The organism is Chryseobacterium lineare (genome assembly GCF_977014045.1).
Map to the genome: position 1 here is coordinate 1,734,331 of NZ_CDRNIQ010000001.1, position 17,336 is coordinate 1,751,666.

The 17,336-nt window shown below is 36.0% G+C and carries 18 protein-coding genes; 11 read left to right on the plus strand and 7 right to left on the minus strand.

Features of this window, described 5'->3' with window-relative positions; translation table 11 throughout:
- Positions 1–17: 17 nt before the first annotated feature.
- Positions 18–1,913: a DUF3857 domain-containing protein gene (locus ACWNCI_RS07590; protein ID WP_449387832.1), complete on the minus strand. Its 1,896-nt coding sequence runs from the start codon at positions 1,911–1,913 to the stop codon at positions 18–20.
- A 125-nt stretch (positions 1,914–2,038) separates the two neighbouring features.
- Positions 2,039–3,973, minus strand: a complete 1,935-nt coding sequence (gyrB, locus tag ACWNCI_RS07595; protein ID WP_449387833.1) for a DNA topoisomerase (ATP-hydrolyzing) subunit B — start codon at positions 3,971–3,973, stop codon at positions 2,039–2,041.
- 230 nt (positions 3,974–4,203) lie between these two features.
- Between gyrB and ACWNCI_RS07600 the strand changes: the two genes are divergently transcribed.
- From ACWNCI_RS07600 to ACWNCI_RS07610, 3 genes are read left to right on the plus strand one after another with little or no spacing between them, the layout of a single operon-like run.
- Complete coding sequence (locus ACWNCI_RS07600) at positions 4,204–5,547, plus strand: cytochrome ubiquinol oxidase subunit I (RefSeq protein ID WP_449387834.1); 1,344 nt, start codon at positions 4,204–4,206, stop codon at positions 5,545–5,547.
- Positions 5,544–6,548 (plus strand): cytochrome d ubiquinol oxidase subunit II, encoded by a 1,005-nt coding sequence (locus ACWNCI_RS07605; protein ID WP_449387835.1) that lies wholly within the window; start codon positions 5,544–5,546, stop codon positions 6,546–6,548. Before ACWNCI_RS07600 ends, ACWNCI_RS07605 begins: the two co-directional genes overlap by 4 nt.
- 16 nt (positions 6,549–6,564) lie before the next feature.
- Positions 6,565–7,068, plus strand: a complete 504-nt coding sequence (locus tag ACWNCI_RS07610; protein ID WP_449387836.1) for a ClbS/DfsB family four-helix bundle protein — start codon at positions 6,565–6,567, stop codon at positions 7,066–7,068.
- A gap of 66 nt (positions 7,069–7,134) precedes the next feature.
- Here the strand turns inward: ACWNCI_RS07610 and ACWNCI_RS07615 are convergent, their stop codons facing one another.
- The 5 genes from ACWNCI_RS07615 to ACWNCI_RS07635 all read right to left on the minus strand — a co-directional run bounded on the left by ACWNCI_RS07615 (position 7,135) and on the right by ACWNCI_RS07635 (position 11,416).
- Positions 7,135–7,902: an OmpA family protein gene (locus ACWNCI_RS07615; RefSeq protein WP_449387837.1), complete on the minus strand. Its 768-nt coding sequence runs from the start codon at positions 7,900–7,902 to the stop codon at positions 7,135–7,137.
- A 162-nt stretch (positions 7,903–8,064) separates the two neighbouring features.
- A complete protein-coding gene (gene lysS, locus ACWNCI_RS07620; protein ID WP_449387838.1) occupies positions 8,065–9,765 on the minus strand; it encodes a lysine--tRNA ligase in 1,701 nt (566 codons plus the stop codon).
- Positions 9,766–9,889: 124 nt separating this feature from the next.
- A complete protein-coding gene (gene rlmF, locus ACWNCI_RS07625) occupies positions 9,890–10,816 on the minus strand; it encodes a 23S rRNA (adenine(1618)-N(6))-methyltransferase RlmF (protein ID WP_449387839.1) in 927 nt (308 codons plus the stop codon).
- Between the two features lies 1 nt (position 10,817).
- Positions 10,818–11,192: a c-type cytochrome gene (locus ACWNCI_RS07630; RefSeq protein WP_346984809.1), complete on the minus strand. Its 375-nt coding sequence runs from the start codon at positions 11,190–11,192 to the stop codon at positions 10,818–10,820.
- On the minus strand, positions 11,192–11,416 hold the full coding sequence (locus ACWNCI_RS07635) for a hypothetical protein (RefSeq protein ID WP_346984808.1): 225 nt from the start codon (positions 11,414–11,416) through the stop codon (positions 11,192–11,194). The genes ACWNCI_RS07630 and ACWNCI_RS07635 overlap by 1 nt, the downstream gene beginning before the upstream one ends.
- Positions 11,417–11,755: 339 nt before the next feature.
- Here ACWNCI_RS07635 and ACWNCI_RS07640 point away from each other — a divergent pair, with 339 nt between their 5' ends.
- The 8 genes from ACWNCI_RS07640 to tnpA all read left to right on the plus strand — a co-directional run bounded on the left by ACWNCI_RS07640 (position 11,756) and on the right by tnpA (position 17,267).
- On the plus strand, positions 11,756–13,180 hold the full coding sequence (locus ACWNCI_RS07640; RefSeq protein WP_449387840.1) for an anthranilate synthase component I family protein: 1,425 nt from the start codon (positions 11,756–11,758) through the stop codon (positions 13,178–13,180).
- 56 nt (positions 13,181–13,236) lie between these two features.
- On the plus strand, positions 13,237–13,461 hold the full coding sequence (locus ACWNCI_RS07645; protein ID WP_449387841.1) for a four helix bundle protein: 225 nt from the start codon (positions 13,237–13,239) through the stop codon (positions 13,459–13,461).
- A complete protein-coding gene (locus ACWNCI_RS07650; RefSeq protein WP_449387842.1) occupies positions 13,394–13,594 on the plus strand; it encodes a four helix bundle protein in 201 nt (66 codons plus the stop codon). Before ACWNCI_RS07645 ends, ACWNCI_RS07650 begins: the two co-directional genes overlap by 68 nt.
- Positions 13,595–14,227, plus strand: a complete 633-nt coding sequence (locus ACWNCI_RS07655; protein ID WP_449387843.1) for an anthranilate synthase component II — start codon at positions 13,595–13,597, stop codon at positions 14,225–14,227.
- 39 nt (positions 14,228–14,266) lie between these two features.
- Positions 14,267–15,253, plus strand: a complete 987-nt coding sequence (gene trpD, locus ACWNCI_RS07660) for an anthranilate phosphoribosyltransferase (protein WP_449387844.1) — start codon at positions 14,267–14,269, stop codon at positions 15,251–15,253.
- 13 nt (positions 15,254–15,266) lie between these two features.
- Positions 15,267–16,046 carry an indole-3-glycerol phosphate synthase TrpC gene (trpC, locus tag ACWNCI_RS07665; protein ID WP_449387845.1) on the plus strand — a complete coding sequence of 260 codons (780 nt, stop codon included), beginning with the start codon at positions 15,267–15,269 and terminating at the stop codon, positions 16,044–16,046.
- Between the two features lie 17 nt (positions 16,047–16,063).
- Positions 16,064–16,744, plus strand: a complete 681-nt coding sequence (locus tag ACWNCI_RS07670) for a phosphoribosylanthranilate isomerase (RefSeq protein ID WP_449387846.1) — start codon at positions 16,064–16,066, stop codon at positions 16,742–16,744.
- A 70-nt stretch (positions 16,745–16,814) separates the two neighbouring features.
- Entirely contained in the window at positions 16,815–17,267 is a 453-nt protein-coding gene (tnpA, locus tag ACWNCI_RS07675) for an IS200/IS605 family transposase (RefSeq protein WP_346984803.1), read from the plus strand.
- Positions 17,268–17,336 lie beyond the last annotated feature (69 nt).

The window sequence follows — 17,336 nt, forward strand, 5'->3', positions numbered from 1 at the left end:
GTTTTTCGAAATAATTTTTAAGATTTTTTAGATATTAAAATTTTAGAATTATCTGCATTTAAGATTTTTTTTCTAAAATCTATATAGTCACCATATTTTTCCTTAGGATAAAGTCCTTTGTTGATCTGAATCTCACGTTTAACAACTAGTTTATTGTCTTGCTTTTCAAAAGATATTTTATATATTCCAAACTCAGAGATTATATTACCATTTTGAGGCATTTCTTCTACAAAATAATTTAAAGGTAAATCATATATAATTTCTGATTCATCCTGATAAGAAAATTTACTCTCAAAAGGCAGTTCTCTTGCAGGATCTTCATGATATATTCCATCTTTATAAATAGGTACTGCTCTAAAAAGTAAGCTATTTCCTACCAGTTTGGAAAAATTTAAAGCTTTAAAATCTAGATCAAAATTGATTATCGCTACATCTTTATCATTTTTAAAGTCCCTGATTTCGATATTTTCAAAATCCAATGTAGAATATACCTTTTTCATTACATCGGTTTTTTCTTTTTCTGAAAGCATTAAGTAAATAAGATTAAAATCATACTGCATTCCACGATAAGAAAACTTACCTTTTCCTGTTATCGTTTTATCTGGATTTATTTGAATATTCAAAACCTGTTTTTCTTTATTTTCTTCTGCAGAATAACTTGGAGTTTGCATAATATCAATCCCATCAGGCTTTACAGTAAGTACATTTCTATCTGTTGTACTATAACTTAAATGATTGAAGGCCATCTGTTGTGAAGTATTTTCCAACCAAATATTTCCTTTTTCGGTAGGAACTGTCAAAATAACATGATTCCCAGCCATTTTCGGAAAATCTTTATCAAAACTTATAGGCGAAGGATTAGAATTAATAATTGAGTAATATGACTTAATCCCCGCCTCATCCAATAAAGTTTTCATATAGTTTGTAAGACCCTTACAATCTCCATAACCTTTTTTCTGAACCTCATCAGGAAGCATTGGTTGCCAACCACCAATACCAAGCGCCACAAAAATATATCTTGTTTTATTTTGCATATACTGATATATCTTTTTCACTCTTTCTTCCGTTGAACCTGATAAATTTAAAGAAGCTATTTCAGCTTTAATCTGCGGAGTAGAAGCAGAAACAGGAGTAAGAAGATTTTGATAGTACCAAGTCCCAAAATCCTTCCATGTAGCAATACCTCCCTGTTTTCCTTCAAGATTGAATTTATCTAAAGAAAAACTTACTTTAGGAAGCACTTTTTGTGGAGTTGGAACCAATTGACCATTATTTATTGCAGGAATATTTTTGTATGCATAGGACTTGTTGTCTCCATTTGAAACAATAATCACTGACGAGTAATTAAAGGGCGAGTCATATACTTTCGAACGAAGATTGATTCCAGATTTATTTATTATGCTATAATTACTTTCTTCCAAAGAAATATTGTATTCATAAAACGGAACAAAGTCCGGAATAAAAATGGTATTTTCATCATTTAATTCATAACTGAATTCAACAGTATATGGAAAGCTGGATGATGTAAAAGGCAAAATAAGCATTCTGCTGTCAGAATAAAAAGTACCTTGTGGGTTTGCAGCAATATCTGTAAAATCACTTTTTGAGTAACTTTTAATTTTTGCTCCTTTTTCATCATAAACAACAACTTTTACATTAGATATATTATCTCCTTTTTCATATGAAATTCTTGGGATAGAATAAGGAATTGCATCTTTATTAAGAATTGTAACTACAGATGTTTTTTTATAAATGACATCATCAATTTTATTGATTTCTACTGCTGTATTTTCCTTTCGGATCACAACACTTGCGTTTTTCTTTAAGTTTTCAGGAATTGCTGAAGCCGGAAAGCTTTGGGAGTAATATAAGGATGCCACGGAAAGGGCCACGGTACAAAGTATTTTAATCATGGTTATTAAAATTTAGCAAAAATAATAAAATCTCTGCGAGTCTTAAAATTAAATTTAATACATCAAATGTGAAAATCAAAAAAGACCTCATTAACTGAGGCCTTTGTATATTTAGTAAGTGCTAACTATGCATCAATTTTTGCATATTTGGCATTCTTTTCGATAAATTCTCTTCTCGGAGGCACTTCATCACCCATCAACATGGAGAAAACACTATCTGCTTCCACAGCGTTGTCAATAGTTACCTGCTTAAGAATTCGGTTTTCAGGATTAAGGGTAGTTTCCCAAAGCTGCTCAGGATTCATCTCCCCAAGACCTTTATAACGCTGTACTTCTACACCTTTTCCGTCCGGAGAGATTTCCAATGTAAATTCTTCACGTTCCTTTTCGTTGTAGGCATATACCTTTTTGTTGCCTTTTTTCAATAAATATAAAGGTGGCTGAGCGATATAAATATAACCGTTCTCAATCAGTTCCTTCATATATCTGAAGAAGAAGGTTAAGATCAATGTAGAAATGTGAGATCCATCGATATCGGCATCGGTCATGATAACAATTTTGTGGTATCTTAACTTCGCCATATTCAACGCTTTACTGTCTTCTTCTGTTCCTACTGAAACCCCGAGAGCAGTATAAATATTTTTAATCTCTTCATTATCATAGACTTTATGAAGCATTGATTTTTCTACATTCAGGATCTTACCTCTTAACGGAAGAATAGCCTGAAAGAAACGGTCACGTCCCTGCTTTGCTGTTCCACCCGCGGAATCTCCCTCTACCAGGAATATTTCTGATTCTGCAGGATCTTTTGAAGAACAGTCAGACAATTTACCCGGAAGGCCGGAACCTCCCATTGGGGATTTTCTCTGAACCATTTCACGGGCTTTTTTTGCAGCCTGTCTTGCTTTTGCCGCTAAAACTACCTTTTGAACGATAATTTTTGCTTCATTGGGGTTTTCTTCCAAAAAGTTGGTCAGCATTTCACCCACAATCTTGTCTACAGCACCGGAAACTTCAGAGTTCCCCAGTTTTGTTTTAGTCTGTCCTTCAAACTGAGGTTCCATTACTTTTACGGAGATCACTGCTGTTAATCCTTCACGGAAATCATCTCCAGTAACCTCTACTTTTTCCTTTTGAGGAATACCCAGATCATCGGCATATTTCTTAAGAGTCCTCGTTAAAGCACGTCTGAAACCTGCAAGGTGAGTACCTCCTTCATGTGTATTGATATTATTAACGTAAGAGTGAAGATTTTCGGTAAACGATGTATTGTAACGCATGGCTACCTCCACCGGAATATCATCTCTTTCACCTTCCATGAAAATCACATTTTCCATAATGGATTCACGGTTTCCGTCGATATAAGCAACGAATTCCTTTAAACCTCCTTCAGAATGAAAAACTTCAGTTTTGAAAGTGCCGTCTTCAAGCTGCTCTCTTTCATCAGTTAATGTAATGGTAATTCCTTTATTAAGATAAGAAAGTTCTCTTAAGCGGCTTGCCAGAGTATCATAATTATAAACCAGTTCTGTAAAGATAGAATCATCCGGCTGGAAGAACTGTTTTGTTCCTCTCTGATCGCTGTGGCCGATTTCTTCAACTCCGGTCTGCGCTTTTCCTCTTGAATAGATCTGCTGATAAACGTTTCCGTCTCTGTAAACGGTGGTTACCATTTCGTTGGAAAGTGCATTCACACACGATACCCCCACTCCATGCAGACCTCCCGAAACCTTGTAAGAATCTTTGTCGAATTTACCTCCGGCTCCGATTTTCGTCATTACAACCTCAAGAGCAGATTTTTGTTCTTTTTCATGAAAATCTACCGGAATACCTCTACCGTTATCACTTACTTCAATTCCGTTTCCCTCTTTAATGGCAACGAAGATTGTATCGCAGTATCCTGCCAAAGCCTCGTCAATAGAATTATCCACTACTTCATAAACCAAATGATGGAGACCTCTCACTCCCACATCACCAATGTACATTGAAGGACGCATACGAACGTGTTCCATCCCTTCCAATGCCTGAATACTACTAGCTGTATATTGTTTCTGACTCATATAAAATATTAAAAATCCTGCTATATGCAAAGACCCACAAATATCGTGATTTTTTTCGAGGTATGAAAGTTAAAATACATCAAAAAAGTATTGTCTTTTCCACAGAAATAAGAGGTAATTTATTTTAAAGGGATTAAAGTTAAAACCTATTTTTCAAACTATTACTGTCGTAAATCATGCTTTATATCTCTAATTTATGCGTAAATTTATTAATTCAAAAATTGATAATTATGGACGACTTTCTTGCAGCCCGCGCCCAAATGGCAATGTCCCTCGGTTTTCATATTATTTTTTCATGTGTCGGCATGGTAATGCCTTTTCTGATGGCATTTGCGCACTGGAAATATTTAAAAACAAATAATGAAATCTATAAAGGGCTTACCAAAGCATGGAGTAAAGGTGTTGCCATACTTTTTGCAACCGGTGCCGTTTCCGGTACGATGCTTTCTTTTGAGCTTGGACTTCTCTGGCCACAATTCATGAAGCATGCCGGCCCTATTTTCGGGATGCCTTTTTCTCTGGAAGGAACAGCCTTTTTTATTGAAGCCATTGCGATAGGATTTTTTCTGTATGGCTGGGACCGGTTTAATAAATGGTTCCATTGGTTTTGCGGGTTCCTGGTGGGGGTAAGCGGACTGGTGTCCGGTATCCTTGTGGTTGCTGCGAACGCCTGGATGAATTCACCGGCGGGTTTTGATTATGTAAACGGACAGTATTTAAATATAGATCCCATAAGAGCAATGTTCAATGACGCATGGTTTCCCCAGGCACTGCACATGACGGTTGCAGCTTTTTGCGCGACAGGGTTTGCTGTTGCCGGTGTTCATGCGTATATGATTATACGGAAAAAAAATATTGAATTTCATACCAAAGCCTTCAAAATTGCTGCCGGATTTGCTTTGATCGGAGCATTTGGAGCACCTTTAAGCGGTGATGTTGCGGCCAAATCCGTAGCAGAAAGACAGCCCATAAAATTAGCCGCTATGGAAGCTCATTTTAAAACAGAAAAAGGCGCCGCTTTTGTGATTGGCGGCATTCCGGATGAACAGAAAGGAGAAATAAAATATGCCGTGAAAATCCCGAAGGTTCTAAGCTTTCTGGTAAGTAATGATTTTAACGCTGAAGTAAAAGGACTGAATGATTTTCCAAGAGATGAATGGCCTCCCGTGATAGTTGTTCACTTTGCTTTTCAGATTATGATTTTCTTTGGTGTTATCATGATAATTATAGGAATTATTTATTTGTATGCCATGTTTTTTAAAAAGGAATGGCTGAAGAAAAACTGGCTGCTGAAAACATTTTTAGTTGCCACACCTTTCGGATATATCGCACTGGAAGCAGGCTGGACAGTAACTGAAGTAGGCAGACAACCCTGGATCATCTACGGAATCATGAGAACAGTAGACGCGGTAACGCCGATGCCGGGAATACAGTATTCTTTCTATTTCTTTACGGCGGTTTTCGTTTCGCTATCTTTTGTCATTATCTTTCTTTTAACAAGACAGATCAAAATGGTTCCGAAGCTTTACGATCCTACCGATCCTCAGTTTAACGATAAACAAAAAAAATTATGATATATGTAGTCATAGGTTTTCTCTGGCTGTCGATATGCCTTTATGTGATTTTGGGCGGAGCAGATTTCGGAGCCGGAATTGTAGAACTTTTTACCAGAAAAAAGAACCGCTCTAAAACAAAGGCCATCATGTACGAATCGATAGCGCCGGTCTGGGAAGCCAACCATATGTGGTTGATTATTGCCATCGTTATTCTTTTTGTAGGCTTTCCGGAGATTTACACTACACTATCAACGTATCTCCACATTCCTTTGGTTTTAATGCTTATTGGAATTATAGCAAGAGGAACCGCATTTACGTTCAGGCATTATGACGCTGTGAAAGATGACTGGCAAAATGTATATGCACAGATCTTTTATTTTTCGAGTCTTCTGACGCCTTTTTTCTTAGGATTAATTGCAGCTGCCACAATTTCACATTCTATTAATCCTGATGCTAAAGGGTTTTTAGATTTATATATTTTCAGCTGGCTGAATTGGTTTGGGGTTGCTGTCGGACTCTTCACCATTGCGATCTGTGCCTATCTGGCTTCCATTTTTGCTTTGAGAGAAACAGCTGACCGAATGGAATTAAGTTTAATGATCAGAAAATCAAAACAGACCATGATTTTTGTAGTGATTACAGGCATATTGGTTTTCCTGACCGCTTATCTTTCTGATATCCCTTTAATTATGTGGGTGTTTTCAAAACCTTTAGGTATTATGGCAACTGTTTTTGCAACGATTTGTCTTATATTAATTCTAAGGGCTATGAATAGGCAAAAGCTTCTTCCTGTAAGAGCTTTAGCAGGATTTCAGGTGATTATGATTCTGGTTGCCGCAACCTATCAACATAACCCGAATATTATTCTTTTCGGAAACGGACAGCACCTTTCTTTACTTGAACACGTTGCTGCTCCGAAAACCATTTCTGCTTTGGGGTGGGCATTAATGCTGGGCTGTATATTTATTTTACCCTTTTTGTTTTATCTGATGGCATCATTCAGTAAGCTAAGGAAATAACTTAACAAGTTCGGAAATGCAGGAATATTCAAGTAAAAAAGAACTTACAGCATCAATACAAAAAGCATATATTCTTTATGATCAGGAGTTTGATGATATTCATGAGCATGAAAAAGATTTGCTTAAAGTAAATGTTGACAAAACCCCTTCGCAGAACTTATCTTATCAGATCGGATGGACTGGTTTGCTTTTAGGCTGGGAATCAGATGAGTTAAAAGGCATTGATGTAAAAACTCCGGCTCCTGAATACAAATGGAACAACCTGAAAGAGCTTTACCAGTCCTTTTATAAATCTTACGGCTCATACAGCCTCCAAGAGCAACGTAAAATATTATCTGATCAGGTAAAAGAAATTGTAGAATGGATAGAAAATCTTGACGACGACGTATTATTTCTTCCTGAAAAAAGGAAATGGGCAACAACACCGGCAAAATGGCCTGTCTGGAAATGGATTCATATCAATACTGTCGCACCGTTCAAAAGCTTCAGAACACAGCTTCGGAAATGGAAGAAGGGATAGAAATATTATAATATGAATAATATTAATGAGTTTCGGGCGGAAGCTTCGCTTCCGCCCGAAACTTTATCACTTTTTAAGCAAAACAATCTCAACTCTTCTGTTTTTAACAAAATCTTCTTCTGTGCGTTCAGGATATGCGACAGGATTAAGATGCCCCATTCCGGTAGCTTTTATTCGCTCGGATTTTATCCCCTGTTTTTCAAGAAATTCCTTGATAGCATTTGCTCTTGTAAACGAAAGATTAAACGTTTTCAAATCAAGATCTTCCCCATCAAAATTATCATAATCACAACAAATATGTCCCTGTAGTTCAACCTCCAACGATGGATTATTTTTCAAAACATCAGCAAGTTTTGCCAAAACTTTATTTCCTTTTGGAAGCCAGGTGTGGCGACCTCCGATAAAATTAACGTCCGGCAAAGAGAATGTATCCTTTACTTTCATTTCAGAAATTCTGCGGCTGAAGAAGCTTTCGAATGTTTTGCCTGACCTTATCTCTCCTTTTGCCATAACTCTATCAATAAAGATATCTACTCTCCTGTTTTTTTTGCGTAATTCTTCAGTACTGTTGTCATTGATCTGCTTTTCTTTTCCCAGACCGGTTACGCTTTCAAGGTTAATATTACTTTTAATTTTTGACTGTAAATATTTACCCACCGCATTGGCTCGGTTTTCAGATAATTTCTTATTGTATTCCGAACTTCCGGAAACATCACAATTCCCCAAAATTTTAAATTTTAAGTTGCTTTTTAATTGTGATAAACTGTCTAATTTTCGTTGAGAATCTTTAGTAAGCTTGTAGCTGTCATAGTCGAAATAGACAGAGGTTAGCATTTGTGCTTTACAACTTATACAACAAAAAAGCAGCAATACAAGAATTTTCACTTTAAAGTTTTTGAAAGAACGTAAAATCGGCAAAAATAGTTTGTAATATTAAAAAAGGTTAGGGCGGAAGCTTCGCTTCCGCCCTAACCAAAATTATATGAATTGATAAACTTAAACCAGTTTCATCAAAATATTTTCATCCGTCTTCTCTACTTTCACCAAATTATTTTTAGTCAAAGTTTTTGACGCCTTATCCCATTTTTTACCGGAAAGCTGACTTCTTTCTTTCACTTCGGCTAATGAAAACGGCTCTTCCTGAGAGTTTAAAATTTCAAGAATTACTTTTTCATCTTCTCCCAATTCGATCTGCGGAGTCACTTTCTCAGGCTTCATCTGAGGGAAGAACAATACTTCCTGAATGGATGCATTATTCGTTAAGAACATAATTAATCTGTCCATTCCGATTCCCAGACCTGAAGTTGGCGGCATTCCGTATTCCAAGGCTCTTAAGAAATCTTCATCGATAAACTGACCTGCTTCATCATCCCCTTTTTCAGATAATTTCAGCTGATCTTCGAATCGTTCCCTCTGATCAATCGGATCGTTTAGCTCAGAATAAGCATTGGCAATTTCTTTACCGCAAACCATTAATTCAAAACGTTCTGTAAGACCTTCTTTCGTTCTGTGCTTTTTGGTTAAAGGAGACATTTCGATAGGATAATCGGTAATAAAAGTAGGCTGGATAAAATTTCCTTCACACTTTTCACCGAAAATTTCATCAATCAGTTTTCCTTTACCCATTGTTTCATTGACATCAATACCAATAGATTTTGCAAAGTCGAACAATTCCTGTTCTGTTTTCCCTGTGATATCAAAACCTGTAAATTTCAGGATTGCATCCGTCATTGAAATTCTTTCATAAGGCGCTTTGAAATCCACTTCATATTCCCCGAAAGTAGCTTTACTGGTTCCGTTCACCTGAATGGCACAGAATTCCAATAATTTTTCTGTAAAATTCATCATCCAGTTGTAGTCTTTATAGGCTACATAGATCTCCATCGCTGTGAATTCCGGATTGTGCGTTCTGTCCATCCCTTCGTTTCTGAAGTTTTTCGAGAATTCATAAACACCGTCAAAACCACCTACGATCAATCTTTTCAGATACAATTCGTTGGCAATTCTTAAATATAAAGGAATATCCAAAGCATTATGATGGGTGATAAAAGGCCTTGCTGCCGCACCGCCAGGAATCGACTGTAAAATAGGAGTTTCCACTTCAAAATATCCGGCATCATTGAAGAAAGTTCTCATGGCATTGAACAGCTTTGTTCTCTTCACAAAAACTTCTTTCACCTGAGGATTTACCGTTAAATCTACATAACGCTGTCTGTATCTCATTTCAGGATCGTTGAAAGCGTCATGTACTACTCCGTTTTCATCTGTTTTAGCCTGAGGCAACGGTCTTAAAGCCTTTGTTAAAAGGGTAAAATTCTTTACCAAAACCGTCTTTTCACCGACCTGAGTGGTGAATAATTCCCCTTCAATACCAATAATATCTCCGATATCTAAAAGATGCTTGTAGACTTCATTATATAACGTTTTATCTTCACCGGTACAGATTTCATCCCTGTTGAAATATACCTGAATTCTTCCTGTAGAATCCTGCAGTTCAGCAAAAGAAGCTTTCCCCTGGATTCTTCTGGACATTAATCTTCCTGCAATCTTAACCTGTTTCTTATCAGCGAAATCCTGTTTTATAGATTCTGTAGTATCTGTAATTACATATTCATCTGCAGGGAACGCGTTGATTCCCATTTCAACAAGCTTGTTCAGCTTTTCTCGTCTAATGATTTCTTGTTCTGATAATTGCATTGTATTTATTTAAAATAACGTGCAAAATTAGTGATTTTTGAATTGATGGTCAACGACTTTTTCCAGAAATATAATTTATTTCCGTTAAAATTAATTCAGCTTAAAAATTTCAATCTAAATTTTATCAGAACCAATCGGTGCGATTTTGTTGAGGAATGAACGTCCAGGCTAACATTCTGCTTACTTTCTGTCCCTGAGCCATATCAATCGTTTTGAATTCTATTGCCTTCACTTTTTTCAGAAGTGTCGTTAACTTATACAGGTTCTCCTTTTTTGAAACTAAGCATGTAAACCAAAGAACCTGAGACTTATACAAACAGCTTTCATGAATCATTTTTGTGATAAAAGCCAATTCGCCGCCCTCACACCAAAGTTCAGATTGCTGTCCGCTAAAATTAAGTAAAGGTTTGCTGATTTTTGATTTGTTGAGATTTCTTGTTTTTCTGAGATTTCCTTTTATGGCAGACTCTTCAGAATCATGAAAAGGCGGATTACACATCGAGAATGTAAAGCGATCTTCAGGATTGATAACATTCTTAAATATGTATTCAGGTTGAGACTGCTGCTTTAAATGAATTTCAGATAACAACTCCGGATTATGATCTAAAATCTGTTGGGCATTCTTTAAAGAATCTTCATTAATATCCGTTCCTAACATTTCCCAACCGTAAGATTGATGGGCTATTAAAGGATATACAAGATTTGCTCCGACACCAATATCCAAACCCTTTATTTTTGAGCCTGTCGGAATTTCTCCCTGCCGTTCAGCCAATACATCAGCCATGTAATGAACATAGTCTGCCCTGCCGGGGATGGGAGGACAAAGATTATTCTCCGGAATGTCCCAGTTTTTAACATGATAAAAACTTTCTAATAAAGCTTTGTTAAGCAGTTTTACAGCTTTGGGAATACTGAAGTTTATGGTTACCGTTTGATAAGAATTGGTAAACACATATTGTTTCAGTTCTGGCACACAAGAAATAAGCCGATCAAAATCATAAGGATCACGATGCAGATTTCTTGTATGCAGACTGGATTTTTCGGCAGACATTTTATTTTTTCTGTCTTAAAATATATTCTACCATTTTTTTAGCTTCATCTTTCGACACCTGTGTATGAGGAGTCATCGGAACATTTCCCCAGACACCACTTCCACCTTCTATGATTTTTGAAGCCAAGAGTTCAATATCTTTATCAGAATATTTACCTGCGATTTCCTGGTAAGAGGGTCCTATCATTTTTTCGCTCACCGAGTGGCAACCTGAGCAATCCAGTCTTTCGATCAGCTGTTCCCCTGAAAGATTGGTCTTAGCAGATTCTTCGGCAGTTATTTTTTCAGAAGATGCCGTATCGACCGTTGTCCCTTCTTTTTTAGAACAGGAAAATATCAGCAGGCTAAAAATTCCTGTCAAAAATAATTTCTTCATTATTTGGTAAGCGTATCTGCTTTTGCATCTTTTGCAGGAACCGATACGGCAGCATTCACATCAGCTTCCGGCGTATCTCTTGTTGTTGCGCTTGAATCTACTACAGTTGGCGCATCCGGTTCTGGTAACATCGTGTTGCTGTCTTGTAAGTCATGATCCGGCTTTTTTGAACAGTTAGCCACTAATAAACCTCCGATAAATGCGATTGCTAATACTTTTTTCATTTTTCTCTATAAAATTATTAAGCAAAAATATAAAAAATAAAGTTTTAAAATCATGATAAATATTCATTTTAAGGATATTTTCTGATTGTCAGATCAATTAAAATAGAATTAAATTTTTCGTTTTCATTTTTTGTATTGAAAAAAATATATACATTTGTGGCATGTTTAATATCAGCAACAATAATTGGTGGTGGCTTTCAAACTCTTCGTCGGGTCTGAAGTTATTGTCGTGTTGTTGATTATGATACAGCGATTTTAATTTAAAATTATATAATATAAAGACTTTGACGTATGCCGTTGAAGTCTTTTTTTTGTTTAAATCATTAAAAATAAACTGTAATGTTCAGTAAAAAAATAAAAATAAAAACCGTTTCTGAAAAAACACTGGGAGATCTCCGGACTCCGATGAATATTTATCTTCAGGTACGCGACAGGTTCAGGGACACCATTCTACTGGAAAGCTCTGATTCTAAGAATATTGACAATAATCTTTCGTTCATTGCCATTAATGCAGTCGCCGGAATCGAGATTAAAAACCTCAGTGAATTTGAAATAAAACTTCCCGGACAGGAACCTGTAAAACAATTGATTACAGAGAAAAAAATCACAGATATTTTAGAAAGCTTTTCTCATGTTTTCGAATGCGAAAAGACCGATGATCCGATTGAAAAAACAGCGCAAAGCCTTTTCGGATATACAAGTTTTGAAGCGGTTCAGTTTTTTGAGAACTTAAGTTTTAAAGCGCAAAGTCCTGAAGTTGAGATTCCAATCCTTCGTTACCGTTTGTATCAGTATGTCATTGCCATAAACCACTACAATGATGAAATGCACATTATTGAAAATCAGATCGAAGGCGTAAAATCTGAACTCTATTTTTTGGAAAGCTTAATCAGGAACCATAATTCCGTTATTTATCCTTTCGAAAAAAATGGTGAGGAGACTTCAAATATTACCGATGAAGAATATATTGAACTGGTAAAAACAGCACAGAAACACTGCATGCGAGGTGATGTATTTCAGTTGGTTTTAAGCAGAAGATTCGAGCAGAAATTCAAAGGTGATGAGTTTAATGTTTATAGAGCATTAAGGAATATCAATCCTTCACCTTACCTGTTTTTCTTTGATTACGGAAATTACAAATTATTCGGATCAAGCCCTGAAAGTCAATTAATTATTAAAGAAAACAAAGCCATCATTCATCCGATTGCCGGAACTTTTAAAAGAACGGGACATCTTGAAACCGACCTGCAGTCTATTGAAGCCTTAAAAAATGACGAAAAAGAAAATGCAGAACACACAATGCTCGTCGATCTGGCGAGAAATGACTTAAGTAAGCTCGGAAAAAATGTGACGGTCACAAAATTGAAAGAAATTCAGCTTTTTTCCCACGTCATTCACATGGTAAGTGAAGTCACCGCAGATTTACAGGAACACACAAATCCTTTTGAAATGGTCGCCACCACTTTCCCTCAGGGCACTTTAAGCGGAGCGCCAAAGCATAAAGCATTACAATTAATCGATACCTATGAAAAAGATTCCCGCGGTTATTACGGTGGCTGTATCGGAATGATCGGTTTAAACGGAGATTGTAATCAAGCTATCATGATCCGGACTTTTTTGAGCAAAAACAATACTTTATACTATCAAGCCGGCGCAGGATTGGTTGCAAAATCAAACCCGGAAAGTGAATTACAGGAAGTAAACAACAAGCTGAATGCATTGAAAAAAGCAGTAGAGAAAGCAGAGAAACTGAAGGATCGTTGATTGTTGATTGTAATTAGTTGTTAGATTTAATTAGCAAAATATATAAAATACAAATTATGGAATATACCAATCTGGATGTTTGGATTGAGTCAAGAAAACTTACTAATCTTGTTTATGATTCAACTAAAAAATATCCGAAAGAAGAAATTTTTAGTCTACAAAATCAAATCAGAAGATGTACCGTTTCTATTCCCTCAAATATTGCAGAAGGTTGTGGAAGAAACAAACACCAACAAAGAAACAATACATTTTCTGTTTATTGCAAGAGGTTCCTTATATGAATTAGAGACGCAGCTTTATTTGTCTTCCGATCAAAAATATGTCAATGAAACAGAATATACAGTAATCTTAAATCAAATAATTCTTTGTAAAAAATTACTGAATGGATTTATTAATTATTATAAGAAAAAATAAATGAAACATACCATACCAACAACCGACCACCATCAACCATCAACTAATAACCAACAACCATCACCCAAAGTCCTGGTATTCGATAACTACGACAGTTTCACCTACAATCTGGTTCAGATTATCGAAAGAATTCTTGACACCAAAGTAGACGTGGTAAAAAACGACCAGATCACGTTAGAAGAAATAGATCAGTATGATAAAATTGTTCTTTCTCCAGGACCGGGAATTCCTGAAGAAGCGGGAATTTTACTGGATTTAATTAAAGAATATGCTCCTAAAAAAAGCATTCTGGGCGTTTGCCTAGGTCAGCAGGCGATTGCAGAGGCTTTTGGAGGAAGCTTAATTAACCTTTCAGAGATTTTTCACGGTGTTGCCACTCCTGCGGATATAGTGAGAAATAATACTAAAATTTTTAAAGATCTTTCAAGCGGGTTAGAAGTCGGAAGATACCACAGCTGGGTCGTGAGTCGTGAAAACTTTCCTGAAGAACTGGAAATCACGGCAGTAGATAAAGACGGAATGATCATGGCATTACAACATAAGACGTATGATGTACATGGAGTACAGTTTCACCCGGAAAGTATTTTGACGCCGCAGGGAGAAATTATTATTAAAAATTTTCTGTTTCATTAAGAACAATACCAATTTCCATTCATCATAAAACCTCATTCAATGAAAGAAATCCTTGAATATCTTTTCAACCATTATACTTTGTCAAAATCTGAGGCAAAGGCGATCATGATTGAAATTGCTCAGAATAAATTTAATGCCACAGAAGTAACGGCTTTCATTAGTGTTTTCCTGATGCGGAATATTACTCTGAAAGAACTGGAAGGCTTCCGTGAAGCACTGCTGGACATGGCAGTTCCCGTAAATATTGACTCAAAAGATGCGATTGACATCGTAGGAACCGGCGGCGACGGAAAAAACACGATCAATATTTCAACACTGGCGAGTTTTGTAGTGGCAGGAACCGGGCAAAAAGTTACCAAACACGGAAATTACGGAGCTTCAACGATTACCGGCTCATCCAATGTGCTGGAAGAACTGGGTTATGAATTTAAGAACAATTCAGAAAGGCTGCAGGAAGATCTTGAAAAGGCCAACATCTGCTTTTTGCATGCCCCCTATTTTCATCCTGCACTTCAGTCTGTCGGAGCATTGCGGAAATCTTTAGGTCTAAGGACTTTTTTCAATCTTCTCGGTCCTCTGGTAAATCCCGCAAAACCACAGTTTTCGATGATGGGCGTGTACAATCTGGAGATTGCCCGGATTTATCAGTATCTGCTCCAGAAAGATGACCGTCATTTCACGTTAGTTCACGGAATGGATGGATATGACGAGATCAGCCTGACACACGACAGCAAAATTATGACTAAAAAAGGAGAGGAAGTGTATTCACCGGAAGATTTGGGCTTCAATTCTGTAACAAGTGAAAGTATAAAAGCAGCAGATACACCAGTAGAAACAGCAAAAATATTCAGGAATATTCTCCACGGAAAAGGGACGGAACAACAAAATTCTGTCGTTCTCGCCAATGCAGCAGTTGCCTTGTATCACACCGATAAATTCGGCAGCTATGATGATTGTCTTTTAATGGCTAAAGAAAGCCTATTTGCCGGAAAAGCATTAAAAAGTCTCGAATTATTGTTGAATTAACAGAGAAATAGTTATGAATATTTTGGATAAAATCATTCGGAGAAAAAAAGAAGAGGTCACTTTCTTAAAATCGAAGATTTCCTTAGAGCAGCTGAAAGATTCCGAATTTTTTGGGAGAAAAAGTTTTTCTTTAAAACAAACTTTAAAAAGCAAAAGCGGAATTATTGCAGAGTTTAAACGAAAATCACCTTCAAAAGGCATCATCAATGATAAAGTTTCGCCTGTGGAAGTCGTTTCTGCCTATGAAAATTTCGGAGCAAGCGGAATTTCTGTTTTGACGGACCGGGATTTTTTCGGCGGAAGTTTTGAAGATATTCTGAATGTAAGAAATCATATCAATATCCCGATTCTGAGAAAGGATTTTATGATCGATGAATATCAGTTTTATGAAGCAAAAGCCATCGGAGCCGATGTGATATTGCTGATTGCAGCCTGCCTTTCCCCTCAACAGGTTCAGGAATTTACGGAGCTTTCGCATGAACTTGGATTGGAGGTTCTGCTGGAAATTCATTCCGAAGAAGAATTAAAACACATTAATAAGCACATTGATTTTGTAGGAATAAACAACAGGAATCTCAAAGACTTCAAGGTTGATTTACAACATTCCATTGATTTGAAAAACCAGCTTCCATCAGATATTTTTTCCGTTGCAGAAAGTGGAATTTATAATGAGGAAGATTTCAGGTTCCTGAAAGAAAAAGGCTTCAACGGATTTTTAATGGGTGAATATTTTATGAAAGATAAAAACCCTGGAAATAAATTTTCTGAATTTATTTCAAATGTAACAATGTAAAAGGTTATTGGTATAATATGACTGATCACAAAAAACAGATAGTAAACAGCCATAAATTAAAACTCAAGGTTTGTGGATTGACTCAGTTACAACAGATTCAGGAATTAATTTCTCTGGACATCGATTTTCTAGGTTTTATTTTCTATGAAAAATCACCGAGATATGTGCTGAATCATTTAAGTTTAGAACAAATTTCAACGATAAACCATAATGGCAAAACCGGAGTTTTTGTGAATGAAAATATTGAGAAAATTACTAAAACAGCAGAAACGGCAAAGCTGAATTTTATACAGCTTCATGGTGACGAAAACGAAAACTTCATTGTTGAATTAAGAGAAAAATTAAATCCCGAAGTCGGAATTATTAACGTCATAAGAATCGGAAATCAAAATCCGGATGAATTACAAAAAACCATCAACGATCAGCCATCTACAGTTAATCATTTACTTTTTGATACCGACTCAAAGGCCTTTGGGGGAACAGGAAAAACTTTTAACTGGAATCTATTGAATGAAATTGAAATCCCCCTTCCCTATTTTCTGAGCGGCGGAATTTCAGAGGAAAATATTCAAAATATAAGTATTCTGCATCAAAAGCCATTCGCATTGGATATTAATTCAAAATTTGAAACAGAACCTGGCATTAAAGATGTAGAAAAGATAAAAATGTTAAAAATAATATTGAATGAATTAGAGTAGTGAAGGGACGATTTACAATAGGATCGGATGTCAATCCGATTTATATCAACAATTAATAAAAACACAAAAGATGTCACAATCATTGGTAAAAAATTATGTTCACATTGTTTTCAGCACAAAGCACAGAGAAGATTTCATAGACGAAAAAATAGAAAATGAACTCTTTTCCTACATTACAGCCTTATGTAAAAATTTGGAAAGCAATGTTTTACAAATCGGAGGAACAGATAATCATATTCATATTCTTTGTTCGCTTTCGAAGAAAATTGCATTAATGAAATTAGTTCAGGAAATTAAAGCATATTCATCAAAATGGATGAAAACAAAAGGTAAAGCATATGAGAATTTCTTCTGGCAGGATGGCTACGGAGCGTTTTCAGTAACTGAAGAAAATGTATTTTCAATCAAAAACTATATTCAAAACCAAAGACAACATCATCAACAGATTCATTATAAAGATGAACTGATTGGGATTCTAAAAAAACATAAAATGAAATATGATGAAAAATACTTATGGGATTAACAGGTGATTGGATTATATCCAATCCTGATATAAAACGTCCCTTCGGGACTTAATCCATGAAGATTATTT